This is a genomic window from Methanosarcina sp., from assembly GCF_049706645.1.
Taxonomy (GTDB): Archaea; Halobacteriota; Methanosarcinia; order Methanosarcinales; family Methanosarcinaceae; genus Methanosarcina.
In genome coordinates this window covers 178021-194846 of the sequence record NZ_JBNAKP010000021.1, presented here as the reverse complement: position 1 = coordinate 194846, position 16826 = coordinate 178021, and the positions used below count along the sequence as shown (strand labels likewise).

Sequence of the window (16826 nt, the reverse complement as noted above, 5' to 3'; positions counted from 1 at the left end):
TTGCCAGATAACAGGTACTGTGAGCTTAATGTAACTGACCTCGTAAAAGAGTATGTCAGCGGCAGATATGCAAACACGGGTTTCCTGATAAAAGCCCGCGATGAAAATGATAACTATATTGCTTTCTATAGTGTGGATTGCGGAAACGTTAACCAGATTCCAAAACTGAATCTGGTATACAGCTAAGGTTTGTATTCTCAAATGAGATTTCCATTACCTCCGGTCTGAGAAGAGGGCTCTGAGTGCCGGATGTTTTGGACGTCTCCATTTTACAGGTAGAAGTACACAAATTCTAAGATTTCCAATAAGCAAAATCTTTTTAAGCAGGAAATCTTATTTTTATAATTTCTTTTTCGGGCTAATCTTTTTTGAATTCGGGGCTCGTTAGTCCTTTTAAAATTTATCTTTAGATCAGGGCACGTTCTACGCTTTTGCCTACTTAATGAAACATTTCCAACTCTTTTTTTACTTTACCAGTACTTTACGTTTCCATGCCCTGGGTTCTCTTTATTTTATCTATCTGTTTTTAAAAGCTAGCATTTAGACGCGTATCAAACTTCTATAAAAATTTATCCAAACACAAAGGCTTTTATCTTTTGTAGAAATCTTTTAGTGGGGTTAGTTGGAGCCTGGTTTTGTTGAAAAGAACGTTGTAGAAATAAAATTAAAGTTAACACTGAATATAAATATCATGTCTTCGAACTTCTTAATTCAAAATTAAAGGTATTTTGTATGAAATAAATTTGTTATACGATGTTTATCAATAAAACCTCTACTGAGAGACTAAAATTTCAGCAGGATGACAAGCGTTTGAAAGGATTTAAATATGAGTTCTGGATAGTGAGTTGGGTCAAGTTGCGAGAGAAACTCTCGTAAAGTTATTTTCATAAATTCTTCAATCAAAATTGTTAAAAACGGAATTCTTTTTAAGGTGATATGGTGTCATATCAAAAGTTTGCAAGAGATGTTGGTTTTATTGGAACAGTTCAGGTACTTACTAGCCTGGGCACTTTTTTTCTGCTTCCGATTATTACAAAAACTCTTGGAACATATGATTATGGCCTATGGGCGCAGATCAATATTACAGTATCTCTCGTTTCTTCCCTCGCACTTATGGGTCTTTCTATGGGTTTTGTCAGGTTTTTATCTTCTGAAACCGAAAAAAAAATAATAAAAGAAGCCGTATATTCTATTCTCTTCTTTGTAACAATCTCCGGCTTTGTGGCTTCTTTATTACTCTATATATTTGCAGAACCTCTCGCAAACTTCGGTTTTAAGGACCCTGAAGCAACTTATTTTATCCAGGCAGGTTCCGCCTTAATTCTCCTGAGTGTAATCGAATCAATATCTCTTTTTTATTTCAGAGTCTTCAGGCAGATTAAAAAATTCTCTTATTTTACTCTCTTTGAAACTTTTGGAAAGTTATTTTTTATTCTTATTCTTCTAGAAATGGGATACGGACTTTTAGGTGTGATACTCGCAACCCTAATTGTACAGAGCTTCATCCTGTTAATTTCTCTTGTTATAATCGTATCGCAAATAGGATTTTTCATTCCTAGATTTACTCATATAAAGGAGTACCTTCAATTTTCCCTTCCTTTAACTCCCAGCGCTCTTGTTAGATGGGTTACAGAATCAAGTGATAGATACCTGATAACCTATTTTCTTGGTCTTGGGAGTGTGGGTGTATATTCGGCAGCCTATTCTATAGGGAATCTTATCCAGCTTTTTGCAAGTCCTCTTCAACTTATTCTTCTTCCTGAACTTTCAAAATTGTTTGATGAAAACAAAATTGATCAGGTAAGGATCTATTTATCTCATTCATTGAGGTATTTCCTTCTTGTTACCATTCCGGCTGTCTTTGGCCTTTCTGCCTTTGCAAAGCCTCTTCTCGGAATTTTTACGACTCAAGACTTCCTTTCAGGCTGGCTTGTAATCCCAATTATTGCGCTTTCAGGTCTTTTGGCAGGAATTTTTCAAATTTTTGTCAATATAATGTTTCTTGTAAAAGAAACGAAATCTGCGACTTACATCAATATTATTGCTGCAATTTCAAATGTACTGCTCAACTTTTTGCTTATACCTTCCATTGGCATTATCGGAGCTGCACTCTCGACCCTAATTTCTTATTTTTTAATGATTGTACTCTGTATCTACATATCAATGAAACATTTTATGTTTGATTATTATTATTATGACATCGCAAAAAGTATTTTCTCCTCTTTCGCGATGTACCTGTTTGTCTCTTGCTTCGTTATTTCAAACATCTATGAACTTTTTGGAGTAGCAGCAATGGGAGCATTTGTCTATATCTTCGTAATGTTTATAATCGGAGGTTTCAGCAAATGCGAACTTTCTGCTGTAAAAAGGTATACCCGTCCAAGACTCTAATTATAGAAAACACTTTATGATAATCCATTTAAAAAATAAGATAACTTTAAAAAATAGCAGCACTATTAGGCATTCGTTCCTATAATAAGGTATTAACCAGTAGGCAATTTGTTCCTATAATTAAGTATTAGCCAGTGTAACTCGGCATTAACTAGAAAACTGACAGAAATCAAAATTCTATAACTTGGGAATATTCTATGATAAAGTCGAAACAGGACTATAAATACTATTTAGAAGCAGATAGGATAGCTTTAGGCAAAAAAAGGAAAAAACCGATGTTATTCTTTGATGAGGTATGGGTATTTCAGAGACTATTAAGAAAAGTTGAGTACTATAAAAATTGCAAAAATTCCAGGTTCTACCGCCCTTACTATTATTACCTCTATCTAAAATTTCATCTATTAAGTTTATTCCTTGGTTTTCATATTAAGCCAAATGTTTTTGGTCCGGGGTTGTCTATAAGTCATCCAGGTACGATTGTTGTCAACGGACACGCAAGAATAGGTGCGAACTGCAGGATACACGTATGCACTGTTATCGGAACTAAGGCCGGATATGAAGATGTGACGCCGAAAATAGGGAATAATGTTTACATTGGGCCTGGGGCAAAAATCTTTGGAGATATAGAAATTGCAGATGGAATAGTTATAGGAGCTAATTCAGTTGTAACGAAGTCGTTTACAGAACCGAATATAAGGATCGCAGGGGCTCCGGCTAAGAAAATAAACGATAAAGGCTCTGAAAAATTGGTTGCAAGAGCAACAGAAATCTTAAATAAGTCCTAAAAAACTAATGATCCTTTGATCTGTAAATGAATGAGAGAAAATATCAAAAGTCTGAATTTCAGCCAGATGTATTTTCATCCTTGCAATTTTCGTAATTACAATCTCTTGACAGGGCAGGATTTAGAAGCTTTTGAAACGAGAGCCGTAATTTCTTAATATCGGTGAAAGATAGAATAAACTGGGAAATAGATTCCACAAAATCTTCTAATTAGTCTTTCCCAAGTAATGCTCTCGCCGTTTCCCTCACGCTTTTCTCCGATGTATAGACCGGTTTCCATCCCATACTCTTCATTTTTTCAATTCCTAACCTCATCCTTGGCACATCGCCCTTCCAGCCCCTGCTTCCTCCGGTATAGATAAATTCAACATTAGAAAGCTCCATCTCTTCTATAACAGCCTTTCCTATCTCTGTAGCACTGATGGTATCCTCGGAGCCAATGTTGAAGATATTTACCTTTTCTTCGCTGTTCTCTATTAAAAACAATATTGCATCAACACATTCCGATACATGAAGGTAAGATTTTTCCTGTTTGCCATCGCCCAGGATTTCCAGCACATTGGGATTTTTCTGTAGCTTTTTAATGAAGTCGACCGTAATTCCATGTGTACTGCGTGGGCCAACTATATTTGCAAAGCGAAATATCCAAGCCTGCATATCGAAGGTATGAGAGTAAGATGTAATAAGAGCTTCACAGGCCAGTTTGGAGGCACCGTAAAGAGATATCGGAATAAGAGGGCCGTAATCTTCAGGAGTAGGCATAACATTCGCTTCCCCGTACACTGTGGAGGTGGAAGTAAATGCAATCTCTTTAATATTGTTTCTTCTCATAGCTTCCAGAAGATTGTAGGTTGCCAGAATATTCTGATCCAGGTGAACTCTGGTATCCGAAGCTCCTAGCCTGACATCAGGATTTGCAGCCACGTGGCAAACAATGTCAATGTTTTTACATGCTTTCTCGATTGCTTCCTGATTAAGAAGATCTCCTTTTATCAGAGTAACGTCCGGGTTTTCAAGATGACGCTCTATAAATTCCGTTTTTCCTGAACTCAGGTTGTCAAAAACAGTAACTCTGCTTCCTTTTTCTATGAAACGGTCTACCAGGTGGCTCCCTATAAAGCCGGCTCCACCTGTCACAAGTATTTTATTCTTTGCATGCATGAAAAACTCTCCAGATAATCTTTCTTTCCATATTAACACTTTACGATATCTTGAAGTAATCAGAACTTTATTTTACCTCATTCTCTATATGAGACTGGGTAAATAATGACGGAAAAATAAAGACGTTATGGCTGAAAAAGTACTTTAATCCAACTGTAAGAATAACCTTTTTACAGAACCCCTTTTTACCGGAGAGTTTATTTTGACTGTTAAAAAAGCGCTTATTCCGGCGGCAGGCCTTGGGACTCGTTTCCTGCCTGCTACTAAGTCAATGCCAAAAGAGATGCTTCCTATTATTGACACACCTGTGATCCAGTACGTTGTAGAGGAAGCCATTGCCTCGGGAATTGAGGATATTATCATTATTACAGGCAGGGGCAAACGGGCAATTGAGGACTATTTCGATGATTCTCCTGAACTCGAGATGCACCTTGCGAAAAAGCACAATACTGAACTTCTCAAGCTTGTAAGGGATGTTTCCTCCCTTGTGGATATTCACTATATCCGCCAGAAAGAACCCAACGGGCTTGGAGACGCAGTCCTCAGGGCAGAAAACCATATTGGAGATGAGCCTTTCGCCGTGCTTCTCGGGGATGATATTATTGTGAATGACAAACCCTGCACGGCCCAGCTCATTGAGAATTTCGAGAAATATGGAAGGTCCACACTCGCAGTAGAAGAAGTTCCTTATGAAAAACTGAGCAGTTATGGAATTATAAAAGGAAAACCTCTTAATGATTTTCTCTATATACTTGAGGATATTGTTGAAAAACCATCACCTGAAAATGCTCCCTCCAATATGGGGGCCATAGGCCGCTACGTTTTCACCCCTGAAATCTTTGACTGCATAAAAGATGCCGGAACCGGTGTGGGAAACGAAATCCAGCTGACTGACGGAATCCGACTCCTGAACAGCATTCAAACAATTTACGCTTGCAGGTTCAAAGGAAAAAGGTTCGATACCGGTGACAGGCTTGGATATGTAAAGTCGATAGTGGACTTTGCCCTTAAAAATGAAAGCCTCAGAGAAGATATACTTGAGTACTTGAGAAATATCGTAGCAGCGGAAAACGGTTCCTCAGATAAATAAGGTCACACAAATAAGGCAGTTAGAGACCAGCAAAGTTAAACTATATAGGACTTACGCAGTTGAATGAAAAACCAATAGCAAGAAACCATTAACAGTCTAAAGCATGATCAAACTACAGTGTCTATTATGCTTTGTTTTGTATTTCAAGTGCGTAAGTCCTAACTATATAATGTTGAATAAAAAAGTTAAATAATTTCTCTGCCGGTTTTTACCAGCAGAGTCCTTCATAATCTATATTTTTCGTTTTAATTACCCGCCTTCCGTCTATTACTATCTTTTCTTTCATGGCTTCAAATTCGGAATCAAGCTGCTTGAATTCCTCCCATTCTGTCATTACAAGGCAGGCGTCAGCCCCCTCAAGAGCATCTTTAGCTTTCCCGAAGTATTCAATCATCGGAAAGATCCGCTTCATATTTTCGGTTGCCATAGGGTCGTAGGCTGAAACCTTTGCTCCAAGCCTGAGGAGTTCAGCAATAACAGAGATAGCTCTGGACTCCCTTATATCATCCGTTTCGTTCTTAAAGGCAAGCCCAAGGACTGCAACCTTTTTGCCCTCAAGATTTCCTATTTTCCTCTGGAGTATTTCAATCATCAGAACTGGCTGTCTTTCATTTACCCCAATTACGGACTCCAGAAGCACTGGAGAATATCCGATTTCTTTTGCCTTTCCTATGAGCGCCTTTACATCTTTTGGGAAACAGGATCCTCCAAATCCTGCTCCTGAGTTCAAAAACCTCGGGGATATCCTGGAATCTTTACCTACTGCCTCCATAACCTCATATGTATCGATTTTTAACTTTTTACAAATATTCCCTATCTCGTTGGCAAAAGATATTTTAGTTGCGAGAAGGGAATTATTTGCATATTTGATCATTTCTGCTGTGGATGTATTCGTGCGGGTGACTTCACATTTAAAGTTCCGGTAAAGTTCCGAGACAAGATCTCCTGATTTCTGGTCAATTGCTCCAACAACGATTTTATCAGGATTCATGAAGTCGTAGACTGCTTTCCCTTCCCTGAGGAATTCTGGATTCATTGCAACTCCGAAGTCTTTTCCGGCTACCTTTCCTGAAGTTTCTTCAAGGACAGGAAGGACAAACTTTTCAGTTGTTTCAGGCACAACTGTGCTTTTAACAACGACTACATGGTATCCCTCTTTCTCTGCCAGAACTGCCCCAATGCTTGCTGTCGCCGCACGGACGATTGAAAGATCTATGGCTCCATCTTCTGCTGAGGGAGTTCCTACACAGATAAAGGAAATATCCGTTTTCCTGATTGCAGATTCATAGTCAGTAGTTGCAGTGAGATTTTTTCCAGCATGCTTTTGCAAAAGTTCTCCAAGTCCCTCTTCATAGATGGGGGGAATGCCTTCATTTATCTGATCCATTTTTTTCTTATCAATATCCACACAGACTACTTCATGTCCGACTTCTGCAAAACATGCGGCTGTGACCGAACCCACGTACCCTGAACCTATAACGGAAATTTTCATAAATTTAACCTCTTTATTGAGAATGGAGAGGTAATCTATTCCAATTCTTATTTATTTTTTGATAGGCAATCTTTTAAGTTTACTCTGGAGATCATCAATTTATTCTGTTTTATATAGTTAATCCTCCTCTCCATCTTCATATATTTAAATAGTTTAAGTGTTTATACCCTGTATAGTTAGGGTTTAGTATATGTTCTGACAATTCCTTTACAGAGATTTTGGGGGATTTATACTGCTTTCAATATTTGGCATGGGTACAGAATTTGCTGCGGAGAGTTCTCTTCCAGATTTAGGCATCTGTTTTCTCTCGACGGACTTTGGAATCCCTGAATATTATCAGATGACGGTCGTTGGTCTAATTGCTCTTCTGGGTATGAAGGAAATGCTACTGACCTCTAGAGAAGAAGATCAGTTTTCTTTAGATTCAATGGATATGGGAATTTATCCTCTGATCATATGCTTTATTGCTAGCTTTCTCTTTGCAGGCTTGGAAATAATTTTTACACGGTAGTCTTCTTCAAGTTTATAAATTTCTTTATTTATAAATTCTTTTTCTTTTCTCTATATGTTTGTTTTCCGATCAAAATATCAGAGGGTCAATTGTGCTTATTTTTTTATTCCTGAAGATAAAAACGTCCAGAATTCAACGTATTTAAATTTTTATGTATGTTAGCTCAGTAACTTAGTTTCCATAATTATTTATTCTTGAGTTATTTATCTTCTAATCGTAATATTGTTTGTTAGTGACCGTATCTGAAGTAAAAAATTAAGCTTCGTGAGGGCATTATTATGGGGGACGCTCCGGCCGCTGGACCAGAATAGTAACTATCTGTTAAGGTAGAATGAGGTATGAGAAGTCTATCTTACAGAACCGTTCGAAATCAGGGTTAAGTTAGAAACCAGGGTTAGACTGCATATTTTTGTCTAAGCAAAGGCAGGAAAATGCAGGAAAATTTCCTGATTTGTTAATGTTAGTTTGTCTCATACGCTGTCAAATTGGGTTTGAAGTTAGTTTTCTAACCCTCAGTCTGGGAGGACCCTTCGTTCAGCCAGACTGTTTACCTCTCTTAGTACACTATAGTTATAGGAAATATTAATTGGGGAGTGAAAAAGTGAGAGTTCTTGTCGATATAGGGCATCCAGCCCATGTCCATTTTTTTAAAAACACTATCTGGAGTCTTGAGAAAAAAGGACATCAAGTAATGGTAGTCTCGCGGGATAAGGATGTAGTAATAGAGCTCTTGAACGCCTACGGAATTCCGCATACGGTTTTGAGCAAAGTAAAACCAGGAAAGAGCAATTTGCTTAAAGAATGGTTCATAAGAGAGTTCAAAACTTTTAAAATTACCCAGCAATTTGACCCTGACATTATTATAGGGATCCTTTCTCCAGCTGTAGCTCAGATAGCCTGGATACAGCGGAAAAAATCCATAATTTTTAACGACACTGAACATGCAGTACTGGCCCAGAAGCTAACCTATCCCTTCTGTGATATAATCTGTACTCCTTCATGCTATCTAAAAAATGAAGGGCGAAAACAGATAAGGTATAGTGGTTATCATGAACTGGCTTACCTTCACCCATCTTATTTTACTCCCCGTCCTGAGGTTCTGAAAGACCTCGGGGTAGAAGAAGGTGAACCTTTTACAATCCTTCGCTTCATTTCATGGGGCGCGCATCATGATGTTGGCCAACATGGAATCAAAGATAAAGTAGCACTTGTCCAGGAAGTCGAAAGATTCGGTAAAGTGTTCATAACCTCAGAAGGGCCACTGGCAAAGGAGTTTGAAAGGTATAGAATTCGGGTCTCCCCCGAAAAAATCCATCACCTGCTCTATTACGCCACTCTTTATGTCGGTGAAGGGGCAACTATGGCTGTTGAAAGTGCAATCCTTGGGACTCCTTCAATCTATATTTCTACTCTTGCGGGAACTATGGGGAACTTTTCCGAACTAGAGAAGAAGTATGGTTTGCTTTTTAACTACAGTGATTCGGAATATGCCCTGGCAAAAACCATAGAACTTCTCAAAGATCCTGAACTTAAGAAAGCCTGGAGTCTGAAAAGGGCTGCTCTTCTCAGGGATAAAATCGATGTGACCGAGTTCATGGTCAAGCTCATAGAAAACCTTCCTGTAAAAAAATCCGGATTTCCTTTATCTTCAGCTTCGGATGAGTCTTATGCATGAATTACTGATGAAAAACCAGGATATATGGGATCTTTTCACCCGAAAAGAAGAATATTCTCCCGAGAAGCTGGATGAGCACCAGCGTTTTGTTTTCTCTGAAAAAGATCTCCGAAATGCTTCTGAGCCTGAGGTCTCCAGGTATCTTATGGAACATGGGATGCAGGTCGAATTTCCTGAAAATAAATCATTTGCCGTTTGTCTGACTCATGATGTAGACGATATTTACCCACCTCTTTCCCATAGCTTATTGTCATCAGCTTACTGCCTTAAACAGTTGAATTTCAAGGATTCTGTAGCTCAGTTATTGTGGAAGCTGAGAGGGACGGATTACTCCCCTTACCTTAATTTTTCTAAAATTATGGACATTGAAGCCAGTTTTGGAGCAAAGTCATCTTTTTATTTCATTACTGCAGAAGCCGATCCAATAAGGTTCAGGTATAATATAGAGGACATAGAACATCACCTGGGAGAAGTTTCAGATAGAGGATGGGAAGTAGGTCTTCACGGAGGTTACTATTCATATGACATTCCAGAAAAAATAAAAAAAGAAAAAGAAAGGCTTGAGGCGATTCTGGGTAAAAAAATCACAGGTTTCCGTAATCATTACCTCAGGTTCAAAACTCCTGACTCATGGGAGTTCCTCGCAGATTCGGGTTTCAGCTATGATTCCACCTTCGGACACAGATACTCGGTTGGCTTCAGGAACGGAATGTGTCATCCCTTCAGGCCATATAACCTTAACACAGGAGAAGAAATCGATATCCTTGAAATTCCGCTTGTCGTAATGGATGTTGCACTTTTTGCGACTTCAAAATCTTTTGAGGAAGCCTGGGAGCGCACAAAAAATCTGATTGATACTACAGCAAGCCTCAACGGTGTTATTACCCTGCTGTGGCACAATTTTGTTTTCGGTTGCAATTTCCGAAAAGATTGGGTGAGGCTGTATGAGAAGGTACTTCAGTACTGCTCCGAAAGAGGGGCCTGGATGACAAGCGGCGAGGAAATTTACAGGTGGTGGGAAGATGGGGCCTGACTTAAAAGGAAAGTATCTGTTGGTTACACCTGCAAAGAATGAAGAACAAAACCTGCCCGAGGTCTCGAAGTCCGTAGTAGGACAGAAATTAAAACCTGAGTTATGGATTATAGTCGATGATGGGAGTACGGATGGGACTCCACATATTCTCGAAGACCTGCAGGCAGAATGTTCCTGGATCCAGAGCATAAGATTACCTCCAAGGCCAAGAGACATTACTTTTCACTACAGTTATGTCTGCAAACAGGGCTTTGACTATGCGCTTGAGTACTGCAGGGAAAATAATATCGAATTCGAGTATATAGGCCTTCTTGATGCCGATACGGTTCTAGAAGAGAACTATTTTGGAAAACTTCTGGTCGAGTTTGAAAAGGATAATTCTATTGGAATTGTAAGTGGCGGAATATATTATGAGACTGACGGAAAACTTTCCCGGGAAGTGACTATCAAAGACCTTCCTCGTGGCACAGGAAGAGTCTGGAGGAAAGAGTGCTTCCTTGAGACTGGCGGCTACCAGGTTGAGCCTTCTCCAGATTCGATTTCCAATATAAAGGCTTTCATGCGAGGCTGGAGGCTCATACAATATGCTGATGTCATCCAGGTCCAGAAACGTAAAACGAGCGCAGCAAATGGACTCTGGCGTGGATATATTAAAAATGGCTGGATGGCTTACTATCTTGGCAAAAACCCTTTCATTGCTCTCGCAAACGTGCTTTATTTCTCTGTGAAATCCCCTTATTATACAGGTGCTGCTTACTGCTGGGGCTATTTTGGTTCGGCAATCAGAAGGGAGAAAAAAATCGATGACCCTGAAATAAGGGCTTATTACAGGAATCAAGGGCTTGCAGGACTATTTTCCCGGATCTCGGGGATGTTTAGCCAGAATTCAAGAGATGTACGGGAGGGAAAGCAGTGAGTATTAGCAGCTTTTCGAAAAAGCAGTTTACTTACAGGTGATAATTTGAAGATGCTTTTTCTGGATATGGTAAGGCCCCTTTCTCTTGCTGATGGCTCTCTTATCCATAGATACGAGCTTGTGAGCAATCTTGCCAGACTTGACAATGAAATTCATATATTTAGTGCTGGCAGGAGCTCTCTTTCGAATATGGCGAATGTTCACAACCATTATGTTCCGCCTGGAAACCTCCTTTCACTTACTGTCAATTATTTTAGCAGTTCTATAAACCTTCTGGGTTCCGAGACCTTTGATGTGCTGTATACCCGCAATCCCAATTTTGGCTTTCTTGCCGGACTATTCTGTAAAACGAGATGCAAAAAAATGGTTTATGAATTAAACGGAATTCCGGAAGACGAAAAGAACCTTTTCAGGACAAAACAAGAAGTGGGTAAATTTTCGCAGTCAGGCAGAAAAAGTAGTTTTTCAAACCGATATTTCTCTGCACACGCCAGGCTCAAACTGTTTATTCTCAAAAAAGCTCTCGGGTTTTCGGACCGAATTATTGCTGTGACTCCAGGGATAAAATCAAATCTTGAGAATGTCTATAATATCCCCGGAGAAAAAATAGTCGTAGTTTCCAATGGGGCAAACACTTCCCTATTCAAGCCACTGGGACAGGAAACCTGCAGAAAGGAGCTTGGTCTGGATCTGGAAATTCCCTATGTATGTTTTGTGGGCAATCTCGCTCCCTGGCAAGGGGTTGAATATCTGGTAAAGGCAGCTCCGTCTATACTTTCTAGGTCTCCGGAATGCCGCTTCCTGATCGTCGGAGATGGGGTCATGAAAAATTACCTTCTCAAGCTCTGCAGGGAACTCGGAGTTGAGGATAGGTTCATTTTTACGGGTGTGATTGCCTACGATCGTGTGCCTCTTTACATTAATGCAAGCGATACCTGTACCGCTCCCTTTATATTTGCCAGAAACGCAAAAATAGGACTGTCTCCTTTGAAACTATATGAGTACATGGCTTGTGGAAAACCTGTAGTTGCAAGTGACATCAGCGGCGTCTCCGATGTACTTGAGGCTTCCGAAGGAGGAATTCCTGTCCTTCCCGAAAACCCGGACGCTCTTGCAGAAGGCATCTTAAAGCTGCTTGAAAATCCGGATTTGAGGACGAAACTGGGCTCAAAAGGTTTAAGTTATGTTACTGAAAATTACAGCTGGTACAGCGTTGCGAAAAAGGTTAACGAAGTCTGTAAATCAGGACTCGAGGCCGAGAACTGAAGGTTCGAAATTAATCTTATGTTTTCCTATAACTCATCATGGATAAGAATAGTTATCTATTTGCACGGGGCTTAAAATGGACGAAATTGAGGTTAGAGAATTAGCGCCATCCGAATACAAAGAATGGGATTTACTTGTAGAAAAAGCTCAACCTGGTACACTCTTTCATACCAGTGAGTGGCTTGGAATTTGCAGGGATGTCCTGTCAAAGGATCTTAAAATCTACGGTTGTTTCAGAAAAGGCGAGCTTGTGGGAGGATGCCCTATTTTTGTTAAAAACGTTAAGGGAATCTTAAAAATAGCGACATCGACCTGTGATATGACCAGTTACAGTGGGCCTCTTATAAAAGAAGGCGCCAGCTCCAAGGCAAGTAAACGGGTACAGGAAACTCACGAAATTCTTAGTCCTCTCAGAGAATTCCTATGCAAGCAGGGGTTTGACAGTATTCATCTGACGTTCTCTCCAGGTTTTGAGGATGTAAGACCATTTACTTGGTACGGATGGAATTCCACGGTACATTATACCCATTATCTGAGTTTGAAAGAAAATGTGGACAACAACCTTTCAAGAAAGATCCGAAGGGAACTTAAAACTGCAGATGAGGCTGGTCTTAAAACCAGGGCGTGGAATGATCCTGAAACATATTACCATCTGCTTTCGATGGTTTACGAAAAACAGAATTTAGCACCTCCCCTGCCTAGAGAGTTCTTCGAAAGAGTGTTTAAGCTGATTCAGGAAAAAGATATTGGTTACATGTTTGTCTCAGAGACTCCTGAGGGTGAAGCTGTTGCAGCTCACTTGAACCTGTACGGAAAGAAATGCGCTGTAACCTGGACCTCAGCCCTGAACCCGGATTTTGGCCGTCTGGGTCCCAATGCTCTTCTGTATTATAATGAATTTCTTGACCTGAAGTCCCGAAACTTCGAATACATGAACGTAATGGCAGCAAACATTCCCAGGTTTGCGGATTTTATTATGGGCTTTTCTCCTGAGTTGATTCCTTATTATAGTGTGACTCTGGAGAGCAAAAAATATTCAATCGCGAAAACCCTGTACAAAATGACTCAGAAGGAAACTTACTGACAGAAAGCGAAATTTTCTTAATAAATATAAAAATCGGGAAAACCCTTAAATTAATTTTATGTTTTTAATCGGGGTTTCCTATATTTTTCCTGACTGAAACTCTACTTTTTCTCCGTAAGAGGAATACCTTAAGAGAGATCAGCTTTCCGTCAAGTTATTTTCCTGAAAAAGTTTAATTTCCTATTCAGGTCTTGTTTCTTACACTCACTAGAAAAGCCGAAAATATCTTCCTGAATGTAGGATCGTCACGAAGGGTTAGACCATAATAAATAGGAGTTATGATGACTGCTGCAAGGAGGATAATGTAAAAGTTTGCAGAGAGTATTTCGAGCAGGATTAATGGGATCGAAACGGCGATTCCGATTGCTGCATACTTAATAAGGATTTCTACGCTTTCCATCTTATTAATCCCTGCAAGGTTAAGCAGATATGCATTGTTCCAGAGCCAGAATATAACTCCTGTAAAGCTGAACAGGCCAAGGGCAAACTCAGGACTTCCATACATCCCCCCTATAGCCAGTGCCACGACCCTGGAGACCAGAAGAATCATGCTGAAGGTAAGCCAGACCTTCTGTTTCTCAAAGACGCTGTAGAGAGTTGAGATAGGCGAGGAGAGAAAGACAAGGAATATCCAGGGAACAAGAATTTTTACATATATGCCTGATACATGCCAGCCCTCTCCAAAAGCAAATGTAAATATTTCTTCTCCCAGGATCAGCAGGAGTATCATCGGGAATATTCCTATTAGAATTAGCTTTTTGTAAACTTCTCCAACAATGATTTTCATATCTCCATTCTCATTCCCGTTTTTCACCTCACTGATTCTCTGAAAGAAAACCTGTTGTATGGCTGTCCCTATAAGTCCCATGGGCATATTTACTACCTGATTCGCAAGTGAAAAATATCCGACAACGCTTGTGCTGTAAAAGTATGCAAGCAAAAAAGTAGGCACCTGCGGGGAAATCGTGTTTGCGAGTGTAGACCAGGAACTAAATAAGGGGAAGCTTTTGTACTGAATGGCCACCTCTTTGATCTTTTTTACTGAAACTTTTCTGAAGACCCTTAAATCTTCTTTTGCACCCTTAAGCATGAAAAGGTCTGCAAACCCATATCCAACTGTATATCCTGCTATCAGGCCTAAAGGAGAAACACTCCAGATAGGGGCGGCTAACTGAAATATTTTGGTTGACAATGTGTTTAAAATTCTGGACCCTGCTATAATTCCAAAACGCACTTTTCTTGAAAGCCAGTAGTTCTGCACGAAAAAAAGGCCGTTAAAGAATACTATTACAGGAAGATAAATTAAATATTTTGAAATTCCTGGAGCATTAAGGATGTCCTCAATACCCTGTGGAAAAATCATCACTGCTACAGCTGTGAGTAAAGATATAAGAGTAACTAATATCGAACAAAGGAAAACTACGTTTGCGGAATCCTCTTCGGTCTTTGGTAACATGATAGCAAACTGGTATGAAAAAGTAGAGAAAATTACCAGTATGCCTGATACTGAAACAAAAAGCTGAAAAACTCCTAAATCGTCAGGGCTGTAAATTCTGGTGATTAGAGGTACAAGAAGTATACCCAGAATCTGTGAAGTAACACTTCCTGATACAAGTTTTAGCACATTAGAGATAAAGTTTGACATATCATTTCCAACTTTAGAATATAAATCCCAGATATGTGGGTTCTTTTTTCATTCCACGGTCAGTAACAGAGATTATTCTGGACTCTTAATTTCTGGCCGGTTTTTCTTCCTTTAAGTAAGCAAATACCTCTTCGTTATCATATACCCGGGCGTAATCATATGTTTCAAATCTGTTGAAGAATTCCTCTGGAAGCTTCTGGATAAAATTAACTCCATAGCGTTCAGGATCATTAATAGAGACAGGTTCTTTCACAGTCGATTTCCTTAGCAAAACCATAGGATTGCCATCAATCTCTCCAGTCTGTATATGTTGAATGTTAAAATATGTTGCGTTACTGGAATCATATTCTCTATCCCTGTAAAAAAGACAACTGTCATATGGAGAATCCATCAGGATGTTTCCGGAGTGTTTCGCAGTTACTGTTTTAATTGCTTCGATTTCAACTTCTTTGAACTGGTTTCTGACGGTCGTGTCCTTTGCCACAAGTGGGTTGTCTTTATTTATGCCTGGTGTTGTAACCATTACAAACGAAAACAGTAGAATAATTATGAAGATCGCAGAGACTTTTGCTTTTTTTGAGTTAAAGAGACTCACCAGTTTTAGCATATATGAGGCGGCTACAAATACCAGAAACACTGATATCAGTGGGAACCATCGGCTTGTCAGGAAATTTCTCATTCCGAGTAAAGGAATTCCATAAGCAAGACTATACAGAATTACAACCACCAGAGCAATAGAGAATTTATTGACTTTTTTGACGTCTTCGCGAGAAAACCAGGCTAATACTCCTCCTATTGCAAAAAAAGGCAGAGCAAGGTAGCTTATGTGAAGTAAGAGCACTTCCAGCGTTTCCTGATTATTTCCGGAACCTACAATAAGTTCATCGCTTGAATAACTTGCTCCTACCTGAAGTACATCCATAAGAGGACTGAGAACCATTTCAAGAAACGAGGTGTTCGGGTTGACAAACGTGAACATCCAGTATGTTTGTAGACTAATAATAAAAAAGAGGATATAATTAAAACTGCTTGTTTTGATGGGTAGACTCTTATACACATGGTTGTGCAGGTATCTACCTGCATAAATTGAGACCAAAGAAAGAAAAACTACAAAAGTGGTCAACTGGTGAGTCAGAACCATTAGAATAGTAACTAGCAGGATAAATCCCGTGTATCTCAAACTCTGTTTCTCGCTAAAGATCGCGTATATAATGAGTATAAAATAGCAGAGAACAAGAGAACCAGGAGTTATATTTGCAATGCCTGCAACAATGTTATGATTATTCAGGTTTATTAGTAAAGTCGCCAGCAAACCCATCTGAGGGCCTTCAATTTTCTTTCCTATAAGGTAAATGGCTACAGTACTGAAAACACTGGCAAACCCTATGGAATAAAACATTGCATCTTTAATGTCTGTTTCTCCCATTATCTGAGTGACTGAAACAAAAATATGAGCAAGCGGGTAATAGAAGTATTTGCTGCTTGTTTCAATCGGAGCAACAAATCCCGTATCAGTAATAACCCGCGCCATACCGGCATGGAAATAAGCATCGTAGCCCATCAGACTCGGGAAATTGTAAAAAATCCCGACTCTTATGAGAATTGATAGCAGGAATATTTGCATTAATAAAGAGGCTACCCCGTCTCCCTCTCTAATATAAAGAATTTGGGAGGCTATAAGGGCTGCAAGGACACATATCAATATGAAATAAGATATAGGCCTGTAGTACAGATTCATGCTGTATATCAAAATGCATGTTAGAAAGATAAGATAGAATA

Annotated in this window: 14 protein-coding genes; 10 read left to right on the top strand and 4 right to left on the bottom strand. The window is 39.4% G+C overall.

Annotation, left to right across the window (positions count from 1 at the left end; all coding sequences use genetic code 11):
* The 3 genes from ACPK8D_RS09335 to ACPK8D_RS09325 all read left to right on the top strand — a co-directional run.
* Positions 1 to 186, top strand: a 186-nt coding sequence (locus tag ACPK8D_RS09335; RefSeq protein ID WP_424717581.1) for a disaggregatase related repeat-containing protein, incomplete at its 5' end; no start/stop codon positions are given.
* Between the two features lie 750 nt (positions 187 to 936).
* Positions 937 to 2391 carry a flippase gene (locus ACPK8D_RS09330; protein ID WP_424717580.1) on the top strand — a complete coding sequence of 485 codons (1455 nt, stop codon included), beginning with the start codon at positions 937 to 939 and terminating at the stop codon, positions 2389 to 2391.
* A 197-nt stretch (positions 2392 to 2588) separates the two neighbouring features.
* Positions 2589 to 3176, top strand: coding sequence for a serine O-acetyltransferase (locus tag ACPK8D_RS09325; RefSeq protein ID WP_424717579.1), 588 nt, complete (start codon positions 2589 to 2591; stop codon positions 3174 to 3176).
* Between the two features lie 208 nt (positions 3177 to 3384).
* On the opposite strand, the gene ACPK8D_RS09320 is transcribed toward ACPK8D_RS09325, so the two are convergent.
* Entirely contained in the window at positions 3385 to 4335 is a 951-nt protein-coding gene (locus ACPK8D_RS09320) for an NAD-dependent epimerase/dehydratase family protein (protein WP_424717578.1), read from the bottom strand.
* Between the two features lie 202 nt (positions 4336 to 4537).
* Here ACPK8D_RS09320 and galU point away from each other — a divergent pair, with 202 nt between their 5' ends.
* Positions 4538 to 5425, top strand: coding sequence for a UTP--glucose-1-phosphate uridylyltransferase GalU (gene galU, locus ACPK8D_RS09315; protein ID WP_424717577.1), 888 nt, complete (start codon positions 4538 to 4540; stop codon positions 5423 to 5425).
* Between the two features lie 208 nt (positions 5426 to 5633).
* On the opposite strand, the gene ACPK8D_RS09310 is transcribed toward galU, so the two are convergent.
* Positions 5634 to 6917: a nucleotide sugar dehydrogenase gene (locus tag ACPK8D_RS09310; RefSeq protein WP_424717576.1), complete on the bottom strand. Its 1284-nt coding sequence runs from the start codon at positions 6915 to 6917 to the stop codon at positions 5634 to 5636.
* Between the two features lie 250 nt (positions 6918 to 7167).
* Between ACPK8D_RS09310 and ACPK8D_RS09305 the strand changes: the two genes are divergently transcribed.
* From ACPK8D_RS09305 to ACPK8D_RS09280, 6 genes are all read left to right on the top strand, one after another.
* A complete protein-coding gene (locus ACPK8D_RS09305; protein ID WP_424717575.1) occupies positions 7168 to 7428 on the top strand; it encodes a hypothetical protein in 261 nt (86 codons plus the stop codon).
* Positions 7429 to 8029: 601 nt separating this feature from the next.
* Positions 8030 to 9103 carry a DUF354 domain-containing protein gene (locus ACPK8D_RS09300; RefSeq protein ID WP_424717574.1) on the top strand — a complete coding sequence of 358 codons (1074 nt, stop codon included), beginning with the start codon at positions 8030 to 8032 and terminating at the stop codon, positions 9101 to 9103.
* On the top strand, positions 9087 to 10136 hold the full coding sequence (locus ACPK8D_RS09295; protein ID WP_424717573.1) for a polysaccharide deacetylase family protein: 1050 nt from the start codon (positions 9087 to 9089) through the stop codon (positions 10134 to 10136). The genes ACPK8D_RS09300 and ACPK8D_RS09295 overlap by 17 nt, the downstream gene beginning before the upstream one ends.
* Positions 10126 to 11052, top strand: coding sequence for a glycosyltransferase (locus ACPK8D_RS09290; RefSeq protein WP_424717572.1), 927 nt, complete (start codon positions 10126 to 10128; stop codon positions 11050 to 11052). Before ACPK8D_RS09295 ends, ACPK8D_RS09290 begins: the two co-directional genes overlap by 11 nt.
* 51 nt (positions 11053 to 11103) lie before the next feature.
* Positions 11104 to 12318 (top strand): glycosyltransferase family 4 protein, encoded by a 1215-nt coding sequence (locus ACPK8D_RS09285; protein ID WP_424717584.1) that lies wholly within the window; start codon positions 11104 to 11106, stop codon positions 12316 to 12318.
* A gap of 76 nt (positions 12319 to 12394) precedes the next feature.
* Positions 12395 to 13402, top strand: a complete 1008-nt coding sequence (locus ACPK8D_RS09280; RefSeq protein ID WP_424717571.1) for a GNAT family N-acetyltransferase — start codon at positions 12395 to 12397, stop codon at positions 13400 to 13402.
* A gap of 184 nt (positions 13403 to 13586) precedes the next feature.
* On the opposite strand, the gene ACPK8D_RS09275 is transcribed toward ACPK8D_RS09280, so the two are convergent.
* Both ACPK8D_RS09275 and ACPK8D_RS09270 read right to left on the bottom strand, forming a co-directional pair.
* On the bottom strand, positions 13587 to 15047 hold the full coding sequence (locus ACPK8D_RS09275; RefSeq protein WP_424717570.1) for a lipopolysaccharide biosynthesis protein: 1461 nt from the start codon (positions 15045 to 15047) through the stop codon (positions 13587 to 13589).
* 85 nt (positions 15048 to 15132) lie between these two features.
* Positions 15133 to 16797, bottom strand: coding sequence for a hypothetical protein (locus ACPK8D_RS09270; protein ID WP_424717569.1), 1665 nt, complete (start codon positions 16795 to 16797; stop codon positions 15133 to 15135).
* Positions 16798 to 16826: the final 29 nt, after the last annotated feature.

What these genes read in the sequence shown, in the direction of transcription:
- ACPK8D_RS09330 (WP_424717580.1), top strand. Translation starts at nt 937, where the DNA reads ATGGTGTCATATCAAAAGTTTGCAAGAGATGTTGGTTTTATTGGAACA.
- ACPK8D_RS09325 (WP_424717579.1), top strand. Translation starts at nt 2,589, where the DNA reads ATGATAAAGTCGAAACAGGACTATAAATACTATTTAGAAGCAGATAGG.
- ACPK8D_RS09320 (WP_424717578.1), bottom strand. Translation starts at nt 4,335, where the DNA reads ATGCATGCAAAGAATAAAATACTTGTGACAGGTGGAGCCGGCTTTATA.
- ACPK8D_RS09310 (WP_424717576.1), bottom strand. Translation starts at nt 6,917, where the DNA reads ATGAAAATTTCCGTTATAGGTTCAGGGTACGTGGGTTCGGTCACAGCC.
- ACPK8D_RS09305 (WP_424717575.1), top strand. Translation starts at nt 7,168, where the DNA reads ATGGGTACAGAATTTGCTGCGGAGAGTTCTCTTCCAGATTTAGGCATC.
- ACPK8D_RS09295 (WP_424717573.1), top strand. Translation starts at nt 9,087, where the DNA reads ATGAGTCTTATGCATGAATTACTGATGAAAAACCAGGATATATGGGAT.
- ACPK8D_RS09290 (WP_424717572.1), top strand. Translation starts at nt 10,126, where the DNA reads ATGGGGCCTGACTTAAAAGGAAAGTATCTGTTGGTTACACCTGCAAAG.
- ACPK8D_RS09285 (WP_424717584.1), top strand. Translation starts at nt 11,104, where the DNA reads ATGCTTTTTCTGGATATGGTAAGGCCCCTTTCTCTTGCTGATGGCTCT.
- ACPK8D_RS09280 (WP_424717571.1), top strand. Translation starts at nt 12,395, where the DNA reads ATGGACGAAATTGAGGTTAGAGAATTAGCGCCATCCGAATACAAAGAA.
- ACPK8D_RS09275 (WP_424717570.1), bottom strand. Translation starts at nt 15,047, where the DNA reads ATGTCAAACTTTATCTCTAATGTGCTAAAACTTGTATCAGGAAGTGTT.